We start from the raw sequence: 14,428 nt of genomic DNA, 5'->3' as shown, positions 1-14,428 counted from the left end.
CGCCGCGAGGGCCCCACTGCGCAGATCTGCACCACCACGATCTTCCAGCCGTGCCGGTGACTGCGGATGCCCGGAACGGACTCGAGGACAGCCGTCTCAGCGGCAATGGGCTCAGACATCGGCGTCATCTTCCGGGCCCTGTGGGGAGGCGCTGCTGGTGCCGAACTGCTCCAGCGCGACGACATGGAGGCTGACGCGCTGATGCCCAGCTTCGTCGTCGATCATGGCATTCGCCCGAGGTCAGAGGATTGAGCCGTAGCATGAACCCGTGATGTGGGCCATCGGAATACTCATCGTCGTCGTCATCGTCTGTGGCGTCTTCGCTGCACGTGGGCGATTGGGCCAGCTCGGGCCGGCCGTGGAGGATCGTCCCGGCCCTGATCTGGGCGACGGCGCAATTACCGCCGACGACCTGCGGATGATGCGGTTCGCCGTGGTCACCAGGGGATACGCACCGGCTCAGGTCGACGCAGTGCTGGACAGGATCGCGGTTCAGCTGCGGTCTGCGAACGGGAACGCAGGAACGGATTCATCCTGGCATGTCGACCCGGCCAACACCTTGCCAGCGGTCCCCGCTGCCCCGTCCCCTGCACCATCGGCGCCATTGGGGGATAATAGGAGCATCGGCGTCAGCGACGGCGTGCGTGACGATGAGAAGCGAGGATCGAATGGCAGCAATGAAGCCCCGAACCGGTGACGGCCCGATGGAAGTGGTCAAGGAAGGCCGCGGCATCGTGATGCGGGTCCCCGTCGATGGCGGAGGAAGGCTCGTAGTCGAACTGAATGCCACCGAGGCGAGTGAACTTCTCGGCTGCCTCAAGGGCGTCGTCGGCTGAACTCCGCAACTGGATTCAACACATTTCCGTGCTCTGGGCACACGCATCGCTCGTGCAATGAGTCGATGAGTGTCGCTTTTTGAGCGCGTGAGCACTGGGGCGTCCGGTACATTCCTGAGCAGGATGCACCGGACGCCCCAGTCGTCATGTCAGGCCTGGTGCTCGGCGTAGTACTGTTGAGCTGCCTTGTAGACGTCGATCGTCTGGGCGGCGATCGCCTCCCAGCTGAAATGGTCGATGCAGCGTTGACGCCCGGCCTTGCCGAATGCCGCGGCTCGCGCGGGATCGCGAGTGAGAGTGTTCACCTGCTCGGCGAAGCGATGCTCGAAGTCGGCCACATAGGCCGGATCGTCCGCCTGGGCTGGGTCGTAGTCCACGAGCAACCCGGTGACGCCCTTGTCCACCACTTCGGGGATGCCGCCCACCGCAGAGGCAACCACCGCCGACTCGCAGGCCATTGCCTCCAGGTTGACGATCCCCAGCGGTTCGTAGATGGACGGGCAGGCGAACACCGTGGCGTGGGAGTACACCTCACGCACCGCATCGCGGGGAGCCATCTCCTCGATCCAGATGACATCCGAGCCGTGTTCGGCGCGCAAGTCATCGAGACTCTCGGAGAACTCCTTGGCGATCTCGGGAGTGTCCGGGGAACTGGCCAGCAACAGGATCTGGGTGCCCTTGTCGAACTCCCGAGCCGCCCGTACCAGGTGCACCAACCCCTTCTGGCGGGTGATGCGCCCCACGAAGCACACCGACGGCCTGTCCAGATCGACGCCGATCTTGTCGAGGAAATCGTGCCTGTCCTCGGGATAGAACTCCTCGGTGTCTATGCCGTTGAGCACCACATGCAGCTTGTCCGGGTCCAGATCGGGATAGCAACGCAGGATGTCGGCGGCCATCGCACTGCTCACACCGATCACGGCGGAAGCGCCTTCATAGGCCGTGCGCTCAGCCCAGCTCGACAACTCGTAGCCCCCGCCGAGCTGTTCGCGCTTCCACGGCCTCAAGGGCTCCAGGGAGTGCGCGGTGACCACATGGGGGACGCTCCGGAACAGGCCGCCCAGGTGACCGGCCATGTTGGCATACCAGGTGTGGGAATGGACGACGTCCAGATCCGGTGGAAGTGCCGCCACCATGGACAGATCTGTACCGAGGATTCGCAGCGCGGCATTCGCATCGGGAGGGAAGTTTTCGGGGTGGGCCGTAGCGCCGTCGCGGGGTTCGCCCATGCACTGCACGTCGACATCGATGTGCTTGCGCAACTGGGGCACGAGCTGGGCCACATGGACACCCGCCCCGCCGTAGACCGACGGAGGATATTCACGAGTGAGGATTGACACATGCATGGCCTGATCGTCCCACACGAGCTCAGTCCGGCGGGTGCTTGAGCGCCTTTTTTCTCGTTCACTCGATCCCGCGAGACCTCGCGTAATAGGTTGTCATCATGGCTAATCCACGTGTGCTTTCCATCGTCCTGGCGGGAGGTGAAGGGAAACGGCTGATGCCCCTCACCGCTGATCGGGCCAAGCCGGCAGTTCCCTTCGGAGGCACCTACCGCCTCATCGATTTCGTACTCTCAAATCTGGCGAATTCCAATCTTCTGCAGATCGCCGTGCTCACCCAGTACAAGTCGCATTCGCTGGACCGTCACATTTCGCTGAAATGGCGGATGTCGACGATGCTCGGCAACTATGTGACGCCAGTTCCGGCCCAGCAGCGTCGCGGGCCGCATTGGTACCAGGGCAGTGCGGACGCCATCTACCAGTCGATGAATCTCATCAATGACGAGGATCCCGACTACATCGTCGTGTTCGGGGCAGACAACATCTACCGGATGGATGTGCGCCAGATGCTGCAGGCGCACATCGATTCCGGCCGTGGCGCCACGGTGGCCGGTATCCGCGTGCCACGCGCGGAGGCTTCCGATTTCGGGATCATCGATGCCGCCCCCAATGACAGCATCAGGAATTTCCTGGAGAAGCCCGCGGACCCGCCGGGACTACCCGATTCCCCCGACGAGTCGTTGGCATCGATGGGCAACTACATCTTCACCCGCAAGGCGCTCGTCGACATCCTGCGCTCGGACGCTGACCTGGCGGATTCCAAGCACGACATGGGCGGCAATATCGTGCCCACCTTCGTCGATGCGAATGACTGCGGCGTGTACGACTTCAAGGACAACGAGGTGCCCGGCGCCACTGAGGCCGACCGGGACTACTGGCGCGACGTGGGAACCATCGACGCCTTCCACGAAGCCCACATGGACCTCGTCAAGGTCGTTCCCGAGTTCAATCTCTACAACGAATTCTGGCCGGTGTGGACCGATGCGGTGCAGGCGCCGGGCGCCAAGTTCACCCTGCACGGTACGGCCGAGAGCTCATTGGTGGCGGCCGGCTGCGTCATCTCCGGTGGCGACGTCGACCATTCCGTGCTCAGCCCCAAGGTACGCGTCGAGAAGGGCTCTTCGGTGGACCGCTGCGTGCTCATGCACAATTCGTTGATCGGCAGCAACTGCACGCTGCGCCACGTCATCCTCGACAAGGGGGCGGAGGTCGCCGACGGAGTGTCCATCGGGGTGGACCACGAGCAGGATCGAGCGCGGGGACTCATCGTGAGCGCCGGCGGCGTGACCGTGGTCCCGAAGGATTTTCTGGTGACCGAGGATGCCGCGGTGAACAAGCCGATCGTCGGTGCGACCACCTTCTGATTGTTGGGTTCTGCCCAGCTGCTCCGGATTCCTTGCCGGACGGCCTCTTCGGACGGGCCTCTTCAGGAGCGGACCGCGACGAGCAGTCCCTCGCCGAGGGGCAGCAGTGCGCTGGTGAACTCCTCGGTCTCAGCCACCGACTGCAGCGCCTCGCGGATGATGACCGTCTCGTCGTCCTCATTGGACGGATCGGCGACCTTGTTCTGCCACAACGCATTGTTCAGGATCACCAGGCCGCCCGAGCGCAGCAGCCGCAGGGCCTGCGCCAGATACTCCACCAGCTCGAGCTTGTTGCCGTTGAGGAAGACGATGTCGTAGGCGCCCTCGCGCAAATTGTCGAGGATGTCCAGCGGATTGCCCGGGATGAGCCTGAAACGCCTGGTGGGAATCGATTCGGAGAGGAAGGCCTTGCGGGTTTCGATCTGCCATTGCGCCTGGGAATCGATGGAGGTGAGCACACCTTCGACACCCATGCCCTCGAAGAATGCCAGGCCTGACTCACCTGTGCCGGTGCCCACTTCGACCACCGCGGTGGCATGGATGGCCCTGGTGAGCACTGTGAGCATGGCGACAGCGCCGGGGGACAGGGTGGGGGCATTGAGCACCACGGCCTGCTCGCGCGCAGCCTTGACGGCCTCCGAAAGAGGGACGAAATCCTCGGCGAAGGCGAGCGAGCGAGCATCGATTCCCTCGTGGGGTGCGTTCTTTGGGCGGCGAGGCGTTGTCACGTGCCCAGCGTAGCGTCACCGGTCTCTACGATGGTGCGAGTAGGGGATGGCCGACAGAGAGGGACCATGATGGGTGAACCGGTTTTCGGGCGGATGTTGACGGCGATGGTGACCCCCTTCGACGACGAAGGGCAACTGGACCTACCGACCGCCAGAAAGCTGGCAGCGCATCTGGTCGACGACCTGTGCAATGACGGGCTGGTCATCTCGGGTACCACGGGGGAAGGGCCCACCACGAGCGATGCCGAGAAGCGGGCACTGCTCGTCGCAGTGAAGGAGGAAGTGGGGGACCGCGCGAAGATCGTTGCCGGTGTGGGCACCAATGACACCGCGCACAGCGTCGAGCTGGCCCGCCAGGCCGAGCAGGCCGGGGCCGATGGCCTGCTCGTGGTGACGCCCTACTACTCGCTGCCGCCCCAGCAGGACATCATCGATCATTTCGTCGCCGTTGCCGATGCCACCCAGCTGCCCATGGCGCTGTATGACATTCCGCACAGGACCGGTCGCGCCATCGCGACCGACTCGCTCATCACACTCGCCAAACACCCCCGGATCAGGGCTGTCAAGGATGCGAAGAAGGATCTGGACGCGTCGTCCAGGGTGATGGCTGAAACCGATCTGGACTTCTACTCCGGCGATGACGCCATCACCTTGGCTCTGATGGCGATCGGCGGGGTGGGTGTAGTCGGCACCTCCACCCACTTCAGCGGACGCCCGGTGCACCGTATGATCGATGCCTTCCTGGCCGGTGACAATGCCGAGGCGCTGCGTCTGCACAGGGTCCTGCTGCCCGTGTTCATGGGCGTCTTCGCCACCCAGGGATGCCTCATGGTGAAGGCCGCGCTGGCGCACCAGGGTCTGCCGGTGGGCACCTGCAGGCCCCCGCTCAGCGCGGCACCGCCAGATCTGGCGGAACGCTTCGCGGCCATCCTGGACGCGACCGATCTGAGCTGACAGTTCCTGCAGTGCCGGGTGGCCGGGTTGGGCGAGGTCTTGGCCGCAGCGCCCGGCCCGGGCCAGTTTTCGCTCGAGCGCGAGGCTCACCGTGCTCGGTCGTCCGGCGGTCGCGATGACAGTGCTGGTTTCACCACGGTGATATCGGGCGACTAGCCTGTCGATGTGGTTCCCATGGTCTTCGGTATCAATGCCGGCGAGTTCATCATCCTCGTGGTGATCGCTGTCATCATGTTCGGGCCGGAACGAATCCCCGAATTCAGCCGCAAGGCAGCGCGAGTGGTCTTCGCCGTGAGGAAGATCGCCAACAACGCGACGAGCCAGCTGAAGGACGAACTCGGCCCGGAGTACCAGGACCTCACGCTGCAGGACCTCAATCCCAAGACCTTCGTGCAGAAACATGTCCTGGACGGTTTCCAGGAGGACATCAAGGACATCGAGCGGGATCTCCACGACGTCAAGGCCGATGTCAATGCCGCCACCCATGAATTGAATCAGAGTGCCGCGGCACCCCTTTCAGCACCACAGACCCCGCTTTCGCCAGCTTCGGAGGCCATGCGGGAACGCTATGGCCTGTGTTTCGACCTGGATGCCACCTGAGCCTGGCTGGGCACCGTGACAGCCCATCACCGCTCTGACGAGGCAATGGAATGGGTCGCGCAGAGGTGATCTTCGGCTGCGCCCCTTGCGGTCAGTGGTCAGTGGACTGTGTGAATCCTGGCCGTCCGCCCGGCTCAGCCGACCGACAGGTGCAGTGAGCGCCCGGCCAGGCCTCGCGGTGTGGTGGCGAGCTTCTCGGCCAGCGCCGTGATCGCCCGGGCGCTGGGATGGTCCGGCGCGGACAGCACGATCGGTTCGCCATTCTCGCTGCCGGAACTGATCGCGGCATCCATGGGGATCTGCGCGAGCAGGGGCACCTCGCGCCCGATCCTCTCGCTGAGCTTGGCAGAGGTCTGTGCACCACCGCCGGATCCGAAGAGCTCGGTGCGCTGCGTGGTGCCGCAGTTCTGGCAGGTGGTCTCCAGCCAGCTCATGTTCTCCACCACACCCAGCACATGCTGGTGCAGCATGTTCGCCATCGTCCCGGCGCGCTCGGAGACGTCGGCGACATTGGGCTGCGGGGTGGTGACGACGATGACATCGGCATCGGGCAGCTTCTGCCCCAGCGACATCGCGATGTCGCCGGTTCCTGGTGGAAGGTCGATGAGGAACCAGTCCAGGTCACCCCAGTAGACCTCGGAGAGCAGCTGGGTGAGGGCTCGATCCAGGATCGGCCCGCGCCATGCGATGACCTGGTCGCGGTCCTCCTTGAGCATCCCCATGGAGATGGCGCTGACGCCGAGCGCGGGGACCGGCATGATCATGTCGTCGATCACGGTGGGCCGTGCCTCCGGCACACCGAGCATGTCGGGCACCGAATGGCCGTAGATGTCGGCGTCGAGCAGGCCCACGGACAGGCCGCGCTTGGCCAGCGCAAGAGCCAGATTGACCGTGACCGAACTCTTGCCGACACCGCCCTTGCCGGACGCGATGGCCAGCACACGGGTGAGATTGCCAGGCTGGGCGAAGGGGATTTCGGGTTCGGGCTGGCCGCCCCGCAGGCTCTGCCGCATCGCCTCGCGCTGCTCGTCAGTCATCACACCGAGCTCGACATTGACCGCGTTCACACCGTCGAGTTCAGCCAGGACGTGCTCCACATCGGAGCGGATGGTCGTGCTCAGCGGGCAGCCGGCCACGGTGAGCAGAACCTTCACATTCGCCGTGCCGTCGGCGTCCACATTGATGCCGTCGACCATTCCGAGGTCGGTGATGGGGCGACGAATCTCGGGGTCCTGAACTGTGTGCAGGGCCTCCTTGATGGCATTCAGCAGGGGGTCTTCGGCTTGACTCATGGCATCGTGTCTACGTCACTGTGGAAGCAGAATTCAAATCGGTCATGATGCGGACCGGTCGGTGCTCACCTGAGCCGACCCGATGTCCTCGCAGCGAAGTCCCCGTAGCGGGCTGTGGTGGGGATGCCCCCGGAAGCTGGGTCACAGTGAATGCAGCTGCGGAGGGCACCTCTCCACCCCCACTGCCCTCGCGGGGAACCATGTCCAGCCCGGTGACGTGCGACCAGACCCTGGCAACAAGATTCAACGGCAGCGTCAGCCCTTGGCCGGAGCCTGGTCATTGCTGTCCGCATCGCGGGCGTGGTCCAGCTCGATGATCAGTTCTTCCAGCTGATCGCGCAGCTCGGAACGGACGAAGTCGCGGGTGGCCACCTCACTCACACTCGCGCGCAGCGAAGCAACCTCGCGAGCCAGGAAGTCCATGTCGGCGCGGGACTGGGCCGCCACCCGGCGATCATCGTCCAGGCTCAGCTTGTCGCGAGCCTCCTGGCGGTTCTGCGCCAGCAGGATGAGCGGCGCGGAATAGGACGCCTGGGTGGAGAAGGCCAGATTCAGCAGGATGAAGGGGTAGGGATCCCAATGCTTCCAGGTACCCACCACATTCAGGCTGATCCAGCCGAGCACGAAGATCGTCATCCACATGATGAAGGTGGGGGAGCCCATGAATCGGGCGATGAATTCGGCGAACTGGCCGAAGGACTCCTGGCTGAAGTGCACATGCGGGCGGCGAGCGAAGCGGGATCGGGTGCCCGGGGTGCTGAGCCTCTCCTGGGAGTGAGCGGTGTCGGTCATCAGTGCACCTCCTCGGCGAGATCCACACCCGGATGGTCGATGCCGTCCATCTGATCACCCCGCCAGTCATCGGGCAGCATGTGGTCCAGCACGTCGTCGACGGTGACCGCGCCGATGAGCTGGCCGGAGTTGTTCACCACCGGTGCGATGACCAGGTTGTAGGTGGCGAAGAACCGGCTCACCTTCGCCAGATCGTCTTCGGGATGCAGGGTCGGCAGGGTGGAATCGATCACGGTCGCGGCCATCACCGAGGGCGGTTCCCGCAGCAGCCGCTGTATGTGGGCGGCACCCAGATAGCGCCCAGAGGGGGTATCGGTGGGCGGGCGCGTGATGAAGACCATCGACGCCGTCGCCGGGGTGATCTCCGGATTGCGCACCCTGGCCAGCGCCTCGGCAATGATGGCGTCGGGGGCCAGAATCACCGGTTCGGGGGTCATCATGCCACCGGCGGTCAGTTCCTCGTACTGCATCAAGGTGCGGACATCGGCGGCTTCCTCCGGCTCCATCCGCTGCAGCAGGTCCTCGGCGAAGTCATCCGGAAGATCGTTGATCAGGTCGGCGGCGTCGTCGGGGTCCATCTCCTCCAGCACATCGGCGGCACGCTCAGCCTCCAAGGAGGACAGCAGCGAGACCTGCTCGTCCTCGGGCAATTCCTGGAAGGCGTCGGCCAGCTGTTCGTCCGCCAGTGCCTGGGCCACTTCTGCCCGGCGTTCCGGCTCCATGTCGTGCAGCTCGCGGGCGACATCGGCGGGACGCATGTCGACCAGCTGGGCAACCTTCCGGTCGGTCGCCTGGTCCGCTGCGGCCACCGAGGCAGCGATATCCGACCAGCCGACCGTGTACACGGCTCCCTTGCGGGCCGTGAAGCTGAAGGGGCGCTTGGGCAGCTGCTCGCGCAGCGCCACCTCATTGATCTCCCACTGGCGGACGTGGATCTGACGCATCGACACATCGAAGATCGCAGCAGCCGTGCCGCCTGCCGTGGTGACCGCACGATCGAAGAGATCGTCGTAGACCAGTGTCTCGGTGTCTCTCTTGACGAATCGTCGGGCATCGATCACCCCCGACAGGGAGACCTGGTTGGCGTCCAAGGAGTACACGCGGGGCATCGGGACGAAGATCCTGCGTGCGGCGAGAAGCTCCACCACAACGCCCTTGACGCGGGGCAGCCTTCCGGGCATCCGGATCTGGGTGACGAAGTCGCGTACCTTGCCGACCTGGTCGCCCGAGGCGTCGAGGACGGGAAGACCCTGCAATCTGGACAGGAATACAGATGGCGGATTGGGGCTCACGACCAAAGACTACCCGTGGGCCTCCGGCGAAAATCGTCCCACCACGATGGGGATAGCGTGGTCGTCATGAGCCAGCGTCCTCGCCGATCAGTTCTGTACATGCCTGCTGCGAACGCCAGGGCCATGGAGAAGGCGAAAGGGCTCGACTGCGACGGGATCATCCTCGATCTTGAGGATGCTGTCGCACCCGACGCCAAGCCTGCCGCTCGTCAGGCCGCCTGCGATGCGGTGCGCGGTGGTGGCTATGGACACCGCGAGGTCGTGGTGCGGGTCAATGCCATGGGAACCCAGTGGCACGACGAGGACATGGCGGCTGTCTGCCAGGCGGGCCCGGATGCGATCGCGGTGCCCAAGGTCAGCAGCGCCGGCCAGGTGCACGAACTCGTCGCCCGGATGGACGAACACGGCGCCGGTGCCTCGACCTCGCTGTGGGCGATGCTCGAAACCCCGAGAGCGATCATCGATGCCGATGCCATCTGCGGTGCCTCCGAGCGCTTGGAGGTGGTGGTGATGGGTACCAACGACCTGCTTGCGGAGTTGCGTGCCCGTCCTGCCCAGGATCGGGGGCCGCTGTCCCTCGCACTGTCTGCGGCGCTGTGCGCGGCGCGTGCCAATCAGAAGGTCATCCTCGATGGCGTCTTCAACGACATCCACGATGCCGAGGGCTTCGAACGGGAATGCGTTGCCGGCCGGGACCTCGGTTTCGACGGGAAGACCCTCATTCACCCTCGTCAGGTGGGAATCGCCAATCAGCTGTGGGCGCCCACCAGCGGGGATGTCGAGGAGGCCCGCGAGCTCATCGCCACCTTCGATGCAGCCATTGCCCGAGGCGAGGGCGTCGTGACCTTTCACGGGAAGATGATCGAGAATCTCCATGTTGAGACAGCCCGGCGCACTCTGGCACTGCACGAGGCCATCATCGGCCGCTGAGCCCGGCCGCGCGGACATGGTCGCAGGGCGTCACGGCTGGTGGGATGGTGTGGCCGGTTAGTCTGGACGCGAACGGCCGCGCACGCGGCCGCCCGGTTCACCCCAGGAGCGAGTGATGTCAATGTTCGGTTCCCAAGGTGGTGCACATCCGGGTCGCCTGGCCCAGCGGCTCTCACTGCACCAGCCAGTGTCCATCGCCGTCTACGACTCGTACGACGACGCGCAGCACGCCGTGGACTATCTCGCCGACCAGCATTTCCCGGTGAGCAATCTGTCGATCGTCGGCACCGATCTGAAGAGCATCGAGAGGATCACCGGCGGGCTGAACTGGAGCAAGGTCATCCTCAGCGCAGTGGCGGGAGGAGTCACCTGGGGCGTGCTGGCTGCCCTGTTCGTCAAATTGATCGTGCCCTCGGTGAGCCTTTCGCTGGCTCTGTTCGGCGCCATCGCCATCTTCGTGATCGCGAACCTCATCACCTCGTCGATCCGCTATGCAATGACCGGCGGTCGGCGCGACTTCACCTCAGCGACCCAGGTGATCGCGACGCGCTACGAGATCCTGGGCGAAGCCCCGGTGGCGAATCAGGCCAGGACGCTGTTGTCCGGCGGGGGGCGCAAGCCGAACTCGCGTCCTGAGCGCAGCACGGCACAGGACCAGTCGTTTGGCGCGTCCCGACGAGAAGCGCCGAATTCTGGCTATGGGCGCGATGCGCAGGAGGCTTCTCGTCCCAGTCGTGCGATGAGCGGGGATGGCCGATGGCCAGCAGAGCCGCACTCGAATCCCACGCACCGCGCTCCCGAATCCGAGGCGGATCTCGGCGCCCTGCCGCCTCCGGCATGGCCGTCCAGCGGAGTTGACAGCACACCGGGAGCAACCGGTGCAAACTCATCGGCACAGGATTCCGATTACGAGCGACCGGGTGCACCGGCGTCCGGAGCGGATCCACAGGCTGAACGCTTCGACCCCACCGACCGCAGCCAGCGCTGAACCTTCGGCCTCAGATCTTCTGGGCGTACTCCTGGAACACGGGTTGCCCACGCTGGGGCGTCCCGGTGATTGCAGGGCAGTCACGGACATGGAGCGGGTCGAGGCGATCGCCGGTGAGTTGATCCGTGTGGTCCTGACCACGCCCGGTGGCACCGGGTACCGCCGGGATGTGCGTTACTCGGTGTCTCGACTCCGGTCACGAAGCCGTGACCCTGCCAGCGGCACGGCCAGTCGAGGCTGCGCGCAGGGTGTGTGCCGGAGGCTGAGCTGCAGCCCGGTCTGAGAAGCAGCCCGCCCCTGTCGTCCGCCCGAAACTCTGCCTCGTCTCACCGGGACAGGATGGCTGCCATCCATTCCTCGACACCCTGGGAGTCCCTCGGAATTTGCGTGGACAGGATGTCGCAGCCGTCATGGGTGATGACGATGTCGTCCTCGATGCGCACCCCGATGCCGCGCAGCTCGGGTGGAAGCATGAGATCTGTGGACTTGAAGTAGATGCCGGGCTCCACCGTGATGACCATGCCCTCCCTCAGCTCCCCGAGGCGGTAGCACTCGGCCCTGGCGTGCGCGCAGTCGTGCACGTCGAGCCCGAGCTGATGGCTGGTGCCGTGCACCATCCAGCGCCGGAACTGCCCGCCCTCTGGGCTCAAGGCCTCATCGGCGCTGACCGGGAGTATTCCCCAGTCCTCGAAGGTGTGGGCCAGCACGGTGATCGCCGCGCGGTGGACGTCTGCGAACGGAGCACCTGGCCGGGCTGCATCCATGCCAGCCTGCTGGGCTGCCCGGACTGCGTCATGGACCTGACGCTGCTCGGTGCTGAAGTGACCGCCGATCGGCATGGTCCGGGTGATGTCGGCGGTGTAGAGCGAGTCGAGCTCGATACCGGCGTCCATGAGCAGCAGTTCACCCGGCACCAGCGGCCCGTCATTGCGCACCCAGTGCAGGGTGTTGGCATGGTCCCCGGCGGCGGCGATGGTGTCATAACCCACTGCATTGCCTTCGTGACGGGCGTGCAGCCCGAAGATGCCCTCCGCCCAGCGCTCGCCGCGGCCGTACTCCACGGCGTGTTCCATATTGGCCACGACGTCTTCGAAGGCGAGCGCAGTGACACGGCACGCCTCGCGCAACTGGTCGAGCTCCCATTCGTCCTTGACGAGGCGCAGCTCGCTGAGCGCGGTGGCGAACTCGGCGTCCTGGTGGGGTTGGGGACCGCCGCGCAGGGCATCCACCAGCGCGGTGACATTCGGATCGGTCGCGCGCACCACCCGTAGTGGCACGCCGCGACCGGCTGCCAGTGCGGCGGGAAGATCCTGGATGTCGGCTGTCGGCAGCCCGCACAGCGCTGACATCTCGTCCAGGGACTCGCGCTGACCCACCCACATCTCGCCGTATCGGGGTGAGGCGTAGAACTCGGGATCGGTGCGAGCCACCCGCGGATGGAAATACAGCGTGGCTGCTGCGTCAGGCTCGATGACCAGCACCGCATCGGGTTCGCGATCGGTACCCAGCCCCGTCATGTGGGCGAATGCGGAGTGCGGCCTGAAAGGGTGGTCGCAGTCGTTGTTGCGCACCTTGTAGCCACCGGCTGGAATCACCAGCCGTTCGCCGGGGAAAAGTGTCGCGATCCCGTTCCGGTGCGCCGAGGCGCCGGCAGCTGCAGGCAGGGTTGACGGGGGGTTCGGGTCGTAGGGTGCCCAGCCCTCGGAGATGAACTGCTTGAAGGCGTCTGAGAAGGGAGTACGTCCCTTCGGGAGGTCGAGCTTGTGCTTCGACATCGTCACCATCACGATCTGACGCGCCTGTTGCCGTCTGCAACCGGCTACTCCTCGATCCTATGACGGGTTTTCGGTGCTTCCGGATAGCCTGTCGGGAACAGGAAAGGACACCCATGCACGCCGATCCCACCGCTCAGCGTCGATTGCTCGACATCGCCGCCCTCGACACGAAGCAGTTGCACCTGAACCATCAGGCGGCTCATCTGCCGGAGAACGAGGGACTGTCTGCGCTGCAGAAGACACGCCTGGGGCTCTCGGAGAAGGTGACTGCCACCGAGACCCGCAGAGACGACGCTCAGCGTCTGCTCGATCGGGCCGAGGAGGATCTGGCTCCGGTGAAGCAGCGGCTGGAACGAAACCAGAAGCGCGCGGATGACGGTGTGGTGTCCGAGCAGCGGGCGCTGGCCAGTCTGCTGGCGGAGATCGACCATCTCAAGGGACGCATGGAGGATCTCGAGGAGGCCGAGCTCGAGGCCATGCAGCAGGTGGAGGACGAGGGCAAGCAGTACGACGCATTCGTCGCCCAGCGCACTGACATCGAGAACTCGATGCGCAAACTGCTGTCCCAGCGCGAGGACACCAAGGCCAGGATCACCAGGCAGGCCGAGGAGATTGCCAGGCAGCGCACCCAGGTGGTTGCGGATGTCCCCGCAGATCTGTTCAAGGAGTACGAGAAGATCAGGGCCCAGACCGGCAGCACGGGTGCGGCCGGGATCCGTGCCAAGCGCTGTGGCGGTTGCGGCATGGAGATCGACGTGGCAGACCTGCGCCGCTTCACCACGGCCTCGCCCGACGAGGTGCTGTACTGCGAGGAGTGCGGACGCATCCTGGTGCGCACCGAACAGCCCGGGCTCAGCTGAGGCTGCCCGTCCGGTGGAGCCGTGCGGGGACTGACACTCGACGGCTCTCACCGCAGGTGTCCGGCCGTTCTCGGGCATCGGGGGTCAGGAATCGCACGCGGCGGGCGTTCGGGATGCGTCTGAGGGGGTCCTGGTTCGGTGATGGGGACGACTGCCCGTCGAGCCGGTAGACTCCTCGCGGACGAGCCGGTGAGATGACCGCGGCGCCACGGCGCTGAGGAAAGTCCGGACTCCACAGGGCAGGGTGGTGGACAACATCCACCCGGGGCGACCCGCGGGAAAGTGCCACAGAGAACAGACCGCCCGAGCGATCGGGTAAGGGTGAAACGGCGGTGCAAGAGACCACCGCGCCGCAGGTGACTGCGGTGGCAGGGCAAACCCCACCCGGAGCAAGACCAAGAAGGGCCTTCGGGCCCGCGCAGACGTTCGAGGGCGGCCCGCCCGAGCCTGCGGGTAGGTTGCACGCCCGGCGTGGAAGCGCCGGGGGAAGGCGGCTGGCAACAGCTGTCGCAGATGGATGGCCATCGGCTCGCAAGAGTCACAGAATCCGGCTTACAGCCGGCTCGTCCCCTCCCACGGCCCCAACCACCGGCGGACGCCACTTCCATTGCGCATACGCGACAACTTCGCAGTCCGTCACGGTGTCGCCGAATGGCCAACGGCCGCACCCCCAG

The 14,428-nt window shown here is 65.2% G+C and carries 14 protein-coding genes, 1 other RNA gene and 1 pseudogene; 10 read left to right on the top strand and 6 right to left on the bottom strand.

Features of this window, described 5'->3' with window-relative positions; all coding sequences use genetic code 11:
- Nucleotides 1-3: 3 nt before the first annotated feature.
- The 3 genes and pseudogenes from ABF648_RS03210 to ABF648_RS03200 all read left to right on the top strand — a co-directional run.
- Nucleotides 4-216, top strand: a pseudogene (locus ABF648_RS03210) (chloride channel protein); the annotation flags it as partial.
- Between the two features lie 55 nt (nt 217-271).
- Complete coding sequence (locus ABF648_RS03205; RefSeq protein ID WP_415630876.1) at nt 272-697, top strand: DivIVA domain-containing protein; 426 nt, start codon at nt 272-274, stop codon at nt 695-697.
- Complete coding sequence (locus tag ABF648_RS03200) at nt 669-836, top strand: DUF3117 domain-containing protein (RefSeq protein ID WP_415630850.1); 168 nt, start codon at nt 669-671, stop codon at nt 834-836. Before ABF648_RS03205 ends, ABF648_RS03200 begins: the two co-directional genes overlap by 29 nt.
- A gap of 149 nt (nt 837-985) precedes the next feature.
- On the opposite strand, the gene glgA is transcribed toward ABF648_RS03200, so the two are convergent.
- Complete coding sequence (glgA, locus tag ABF648_RS03195) at nt 986-2,182, bottom strand: glycogen synthase (RefSeq protein WP_415630849.1); 1,197 nt, start codon at nt 2,180-2,182, stop codon at nt 986-988.
- Nucleotides 2,183-2,280: 98 nt separating this feature from the next.
- On the opposite strand from glgA, the gene glgC reads away from it, so the two are divergent.
- A complete protein-coding gene (gene glgC / locus ABF648_RS03190) occupies nt 2,281-3,543 on the top strand; it encodes a glucose-1-phosphate adenylyltransferase (protein ID WP_415630848.1) in 1,263 nt (420 codons plus the stop codon).
- 62 nt (nt 3,544-3,605) lie between these two features.
- On the opposite strand, the gene ABF648_RS03185 is transcribed toward glgC, so the two are convergent.
- Nucleotides 3,606-4,271, bottom strand: coding sequence for an O-methyltransferase (locus tag ABF648_RS03185; RefSeq protein ID WP_415630847.1), 666 nt, complete (start codon nt 4,269-4,271; stop codon nt 3,606-3,608).
- A 69-nt stretch (nt 4,272-4,340) separates the two neighbouring features.
- Here ABF648_RS03185 and dapA point away from each other — a divergent pair, with 69 nt between their 5' ends.
- Nucleotides 4,341-5,225, top strand: a complete 885-nt coding sequence (gene dapA, locus ABF648_RS03180) for a 4-hydroxy-tetrahydrodipicolinate synthase (protein WP_415630875.1) — start codon at nt 4,341-4,343, stop codon at nt 5,223-5,225.
- A gap of 174 nt (nt 5,226-5,399) precedes the next feature.
- Complete coding sequence (locus ABF648_RS03175) at nt 5,400-5,825, top strand: sec-independent translocase (protein WP_415630874.1); 426 nt, start codon at nt 5,400-5,402, stop codon at nt 5,823-5,825.
- Nucleotides 5,826-5,959: 134 nt separating this feature from the next.
- Here ABF648_RS03175 and ABF648_RS03170 read toward each other — a convergent pair whose 3' ends face one another.
- The 3 genes from ABF648_RS03170 to ABF648_RS03160 all read right to left on the bottom strand — a co-directional run bounded on the left by ABF648_RS03170 (nt 5,960) and on the right by ABF648_RS03160 (nt 9,201).
- Complete coding sequence (locus ABF648_RS03170; protein WP_415630846.1) at nt 5,960-7,117, bottom strand: Mrp/NBP35 family ATP-binding protein; 1,158 nt, start codon at nt 7,115-7,117, stop codon at nt 5,960-5,962.
- A 255-nt stretch (nt 7,118-7,372) separates the two neighbouring features.
- Nucleotides 7,373-7,909 carry a DUF1003 domain-containing protein gene (locus ABF648_RS03165; protein WP_415630845.1) on the bottom strand — a complete coding sequence of 179 codons (537 nt, stop codon included), beginning with the start codon at nt 7,907-7,909 and terminating at the stop codon, nt 7,373-7,375.
- Entirely contained in the window at nt 7,909-9,201 is a 1,293-nt protein-coding gene (locus tag ABF648_RS03160) for a magnesium transporter MgtE N-terminal domain-containing protein (RefSeq protein WP_415630844.1), read from the bottom strand. The genes ABF648_RS03165 and ABF648_RS03160 overlap by 1 nt, the downstream gene beginning before the upstream one ends.
- A gap of 66 nt (nt 9,202-9,267) precedes the next feature.
- On the opposite strand from ABF648_RS03160, the gene ABF648_RS03155 reads away from it, so the two are divergent.
- Both ABF648_RS03155 and ABF648_RS03150 read left to right on the top strand, forming a co-directional pair.
- On the top strand, nt 9,268-10,131 hold the full coding sequence (locus ABF648_RS03155) for an HpcH/HpaI aldolase/citrate lyase family protein (RefSeq protein WP_415630843.1): 864 nt from the start codon (nt 9,268-9,270) through the stop codon (nt 10,129-10,131).
- A gap of 115 nt (nt 10,132-10,246) precedes the next feature.
- On the top strand, nt 10,247-11,119 hold the full coding sequence (locus ABF648_RS03150; RefSeq protein ID WP_415630842.1) for a general stress protein: 873 nt from the start codon (nt 10,247-10,249) through the stop codon (nt 11,117-11,119).
- Nucleotides 11,120-11,445: 326 nt separating this feature from the next.
- Here the strand turns inward: ABF648_RS03150 and ABF648_RS03145 are convergent, their stop codons facing one another.
- Complete coding sequence (locus ABF648_RS03145; protein ID WP_415630841.1) at nt 11,446-12,894, bottom strand: aminopeptidase P family protein; 1,449 nt, start codon at nt 12,892-12,894, stop codon at nt 11,446-11,448.
- A 113-nt stretch (nt 12,895-13,007) separates the two neighbouring features.
- Between ABF648_RS03145 and ABF648_RS03140 the strand changes: the two genes are divergently transcribed.
- A complete protein-coding gene (locus ABF648_RS03140; RefSeq protein WP_415630840.1) occupies nt 13,008-13,754 on the top strand; it encodes a zinc ribbon domain-containing protein in 747 nt (248 codons plus the stop codon).
- A gap of 182 nt (nt 13,755-13,936) precedes the next feature.
- An RNA gene (gene rnpB / locus ABF648_RS03135) (RNase P RNA component class A) lies at nt 13,937-14,324 on the top strand.
- Nucleotides 14,325-14,428: the final 104 nt, after the last annotated feature.

The sequence above is a fragment of the Propionibacterium sp. genome, from assembly GCF_047719395.1.
Lineage (GTDB): Bacteria > Actinomycetota > Actinomycetes > Propionibacteriales > Propionibacteriaceae > Propionibacterium.
The sequence above is the reverse complement of the archived record's forward strand: the minus strand, read 5'-3'. Positions and strand labels throughout refer to the sequence as shown.

What these genes read in the sequence shown, in the direction of transcription:
- glgA (WP_415630849.1), bottom strand. Translation starts at nt 2,182, where the DNA reads ATGCATGTGTCAATCCTCACTCGTGAATATCCTCCGTCGGTCTACGGC.
- dapA (WP_415630875.1), top strand. Translation starts at nt 4,341, where the DNA reads ATGGGTGAACCGGTTTTCGGGCGGATGTTGACGGCGATGGTGACCCCC.
- ABF648_RS03140 (WP_415630840.1), top strand. Translation starts at nt 13,008, where the DNA reads ATGCACGCCGATCCCACCGCTCAGCGTCGATTGCTCGACATCGCCGCC.
- ABF648_RS03145 (WP_415630841.1), bottom strand. Translation starts at nt 12,894, where the DNA reads ATGTCGAAGCACAAGCTCGACCTCCCGAAGGGACGTACTCCCTTCTCA.
- ABF648_RS03205 (WP_415630876.1), top strand. Translation starts at nt 272, where the DNA reads ATGTGGGCCATCGGAATACTCATCGTCGTCGTCATCGTCTGTGGCGTC.
- ABF648_RS03150 (WP_415630842.1), top strand. Translation starts at nt 10,247, where the DNA reads ATGTCAATGTTCGGTTCCCAAGGTGGTGCACATCCGGGTCGCCTGGCC.
- ABF648_RS03165 (WP_415630845.1), bottom strand. Translation starts at nt 7,909, where the DNA reads ATGACCGACACCGCTCACTCCCAGGAGAGGCTCAGCACCCCGGGCACC.
- glgC (WP_415630848.1), top strand. Translation starts at nt 2,281, where the DNA reads ATGGCTAATCCACGTGTGCTTTCCATCGTCCTGGCGGGAGGTGAAGGG.
- ABF648_RS03200 (WP_415630850.1), top strand. Translation starts at nt 669, where the DNA reads ATGGCAGCAATGAAGCCCCGAACCGGTGACGGCCCGATGGAAGTGGTC.
- ABF648_RS03155 (WP_415630843.1), top strand. Translation starts at nt 9,268, where the DNA reads ATGAGCCAGCGTCCTCGCCGATCAGTTCTGTACATGCCTGCTGCGAAC.
- ABF648_RS03175 (WP_415630874.1), top strand. Translation starts at nt 5,400, where the DNA reads ATGGTCTTCGGTATCAATGCCGGCGAGTTCATCATCCTCGTGGTGATC.
- ABF648_RS03170 (WP_415630846.1), bottom strand. Translation starts at nt 7,117, where the DNA reads ATGAGTCAAGCCGAAGACCCCCTGCTGAATGCCATCAAGGAGGCCCTG.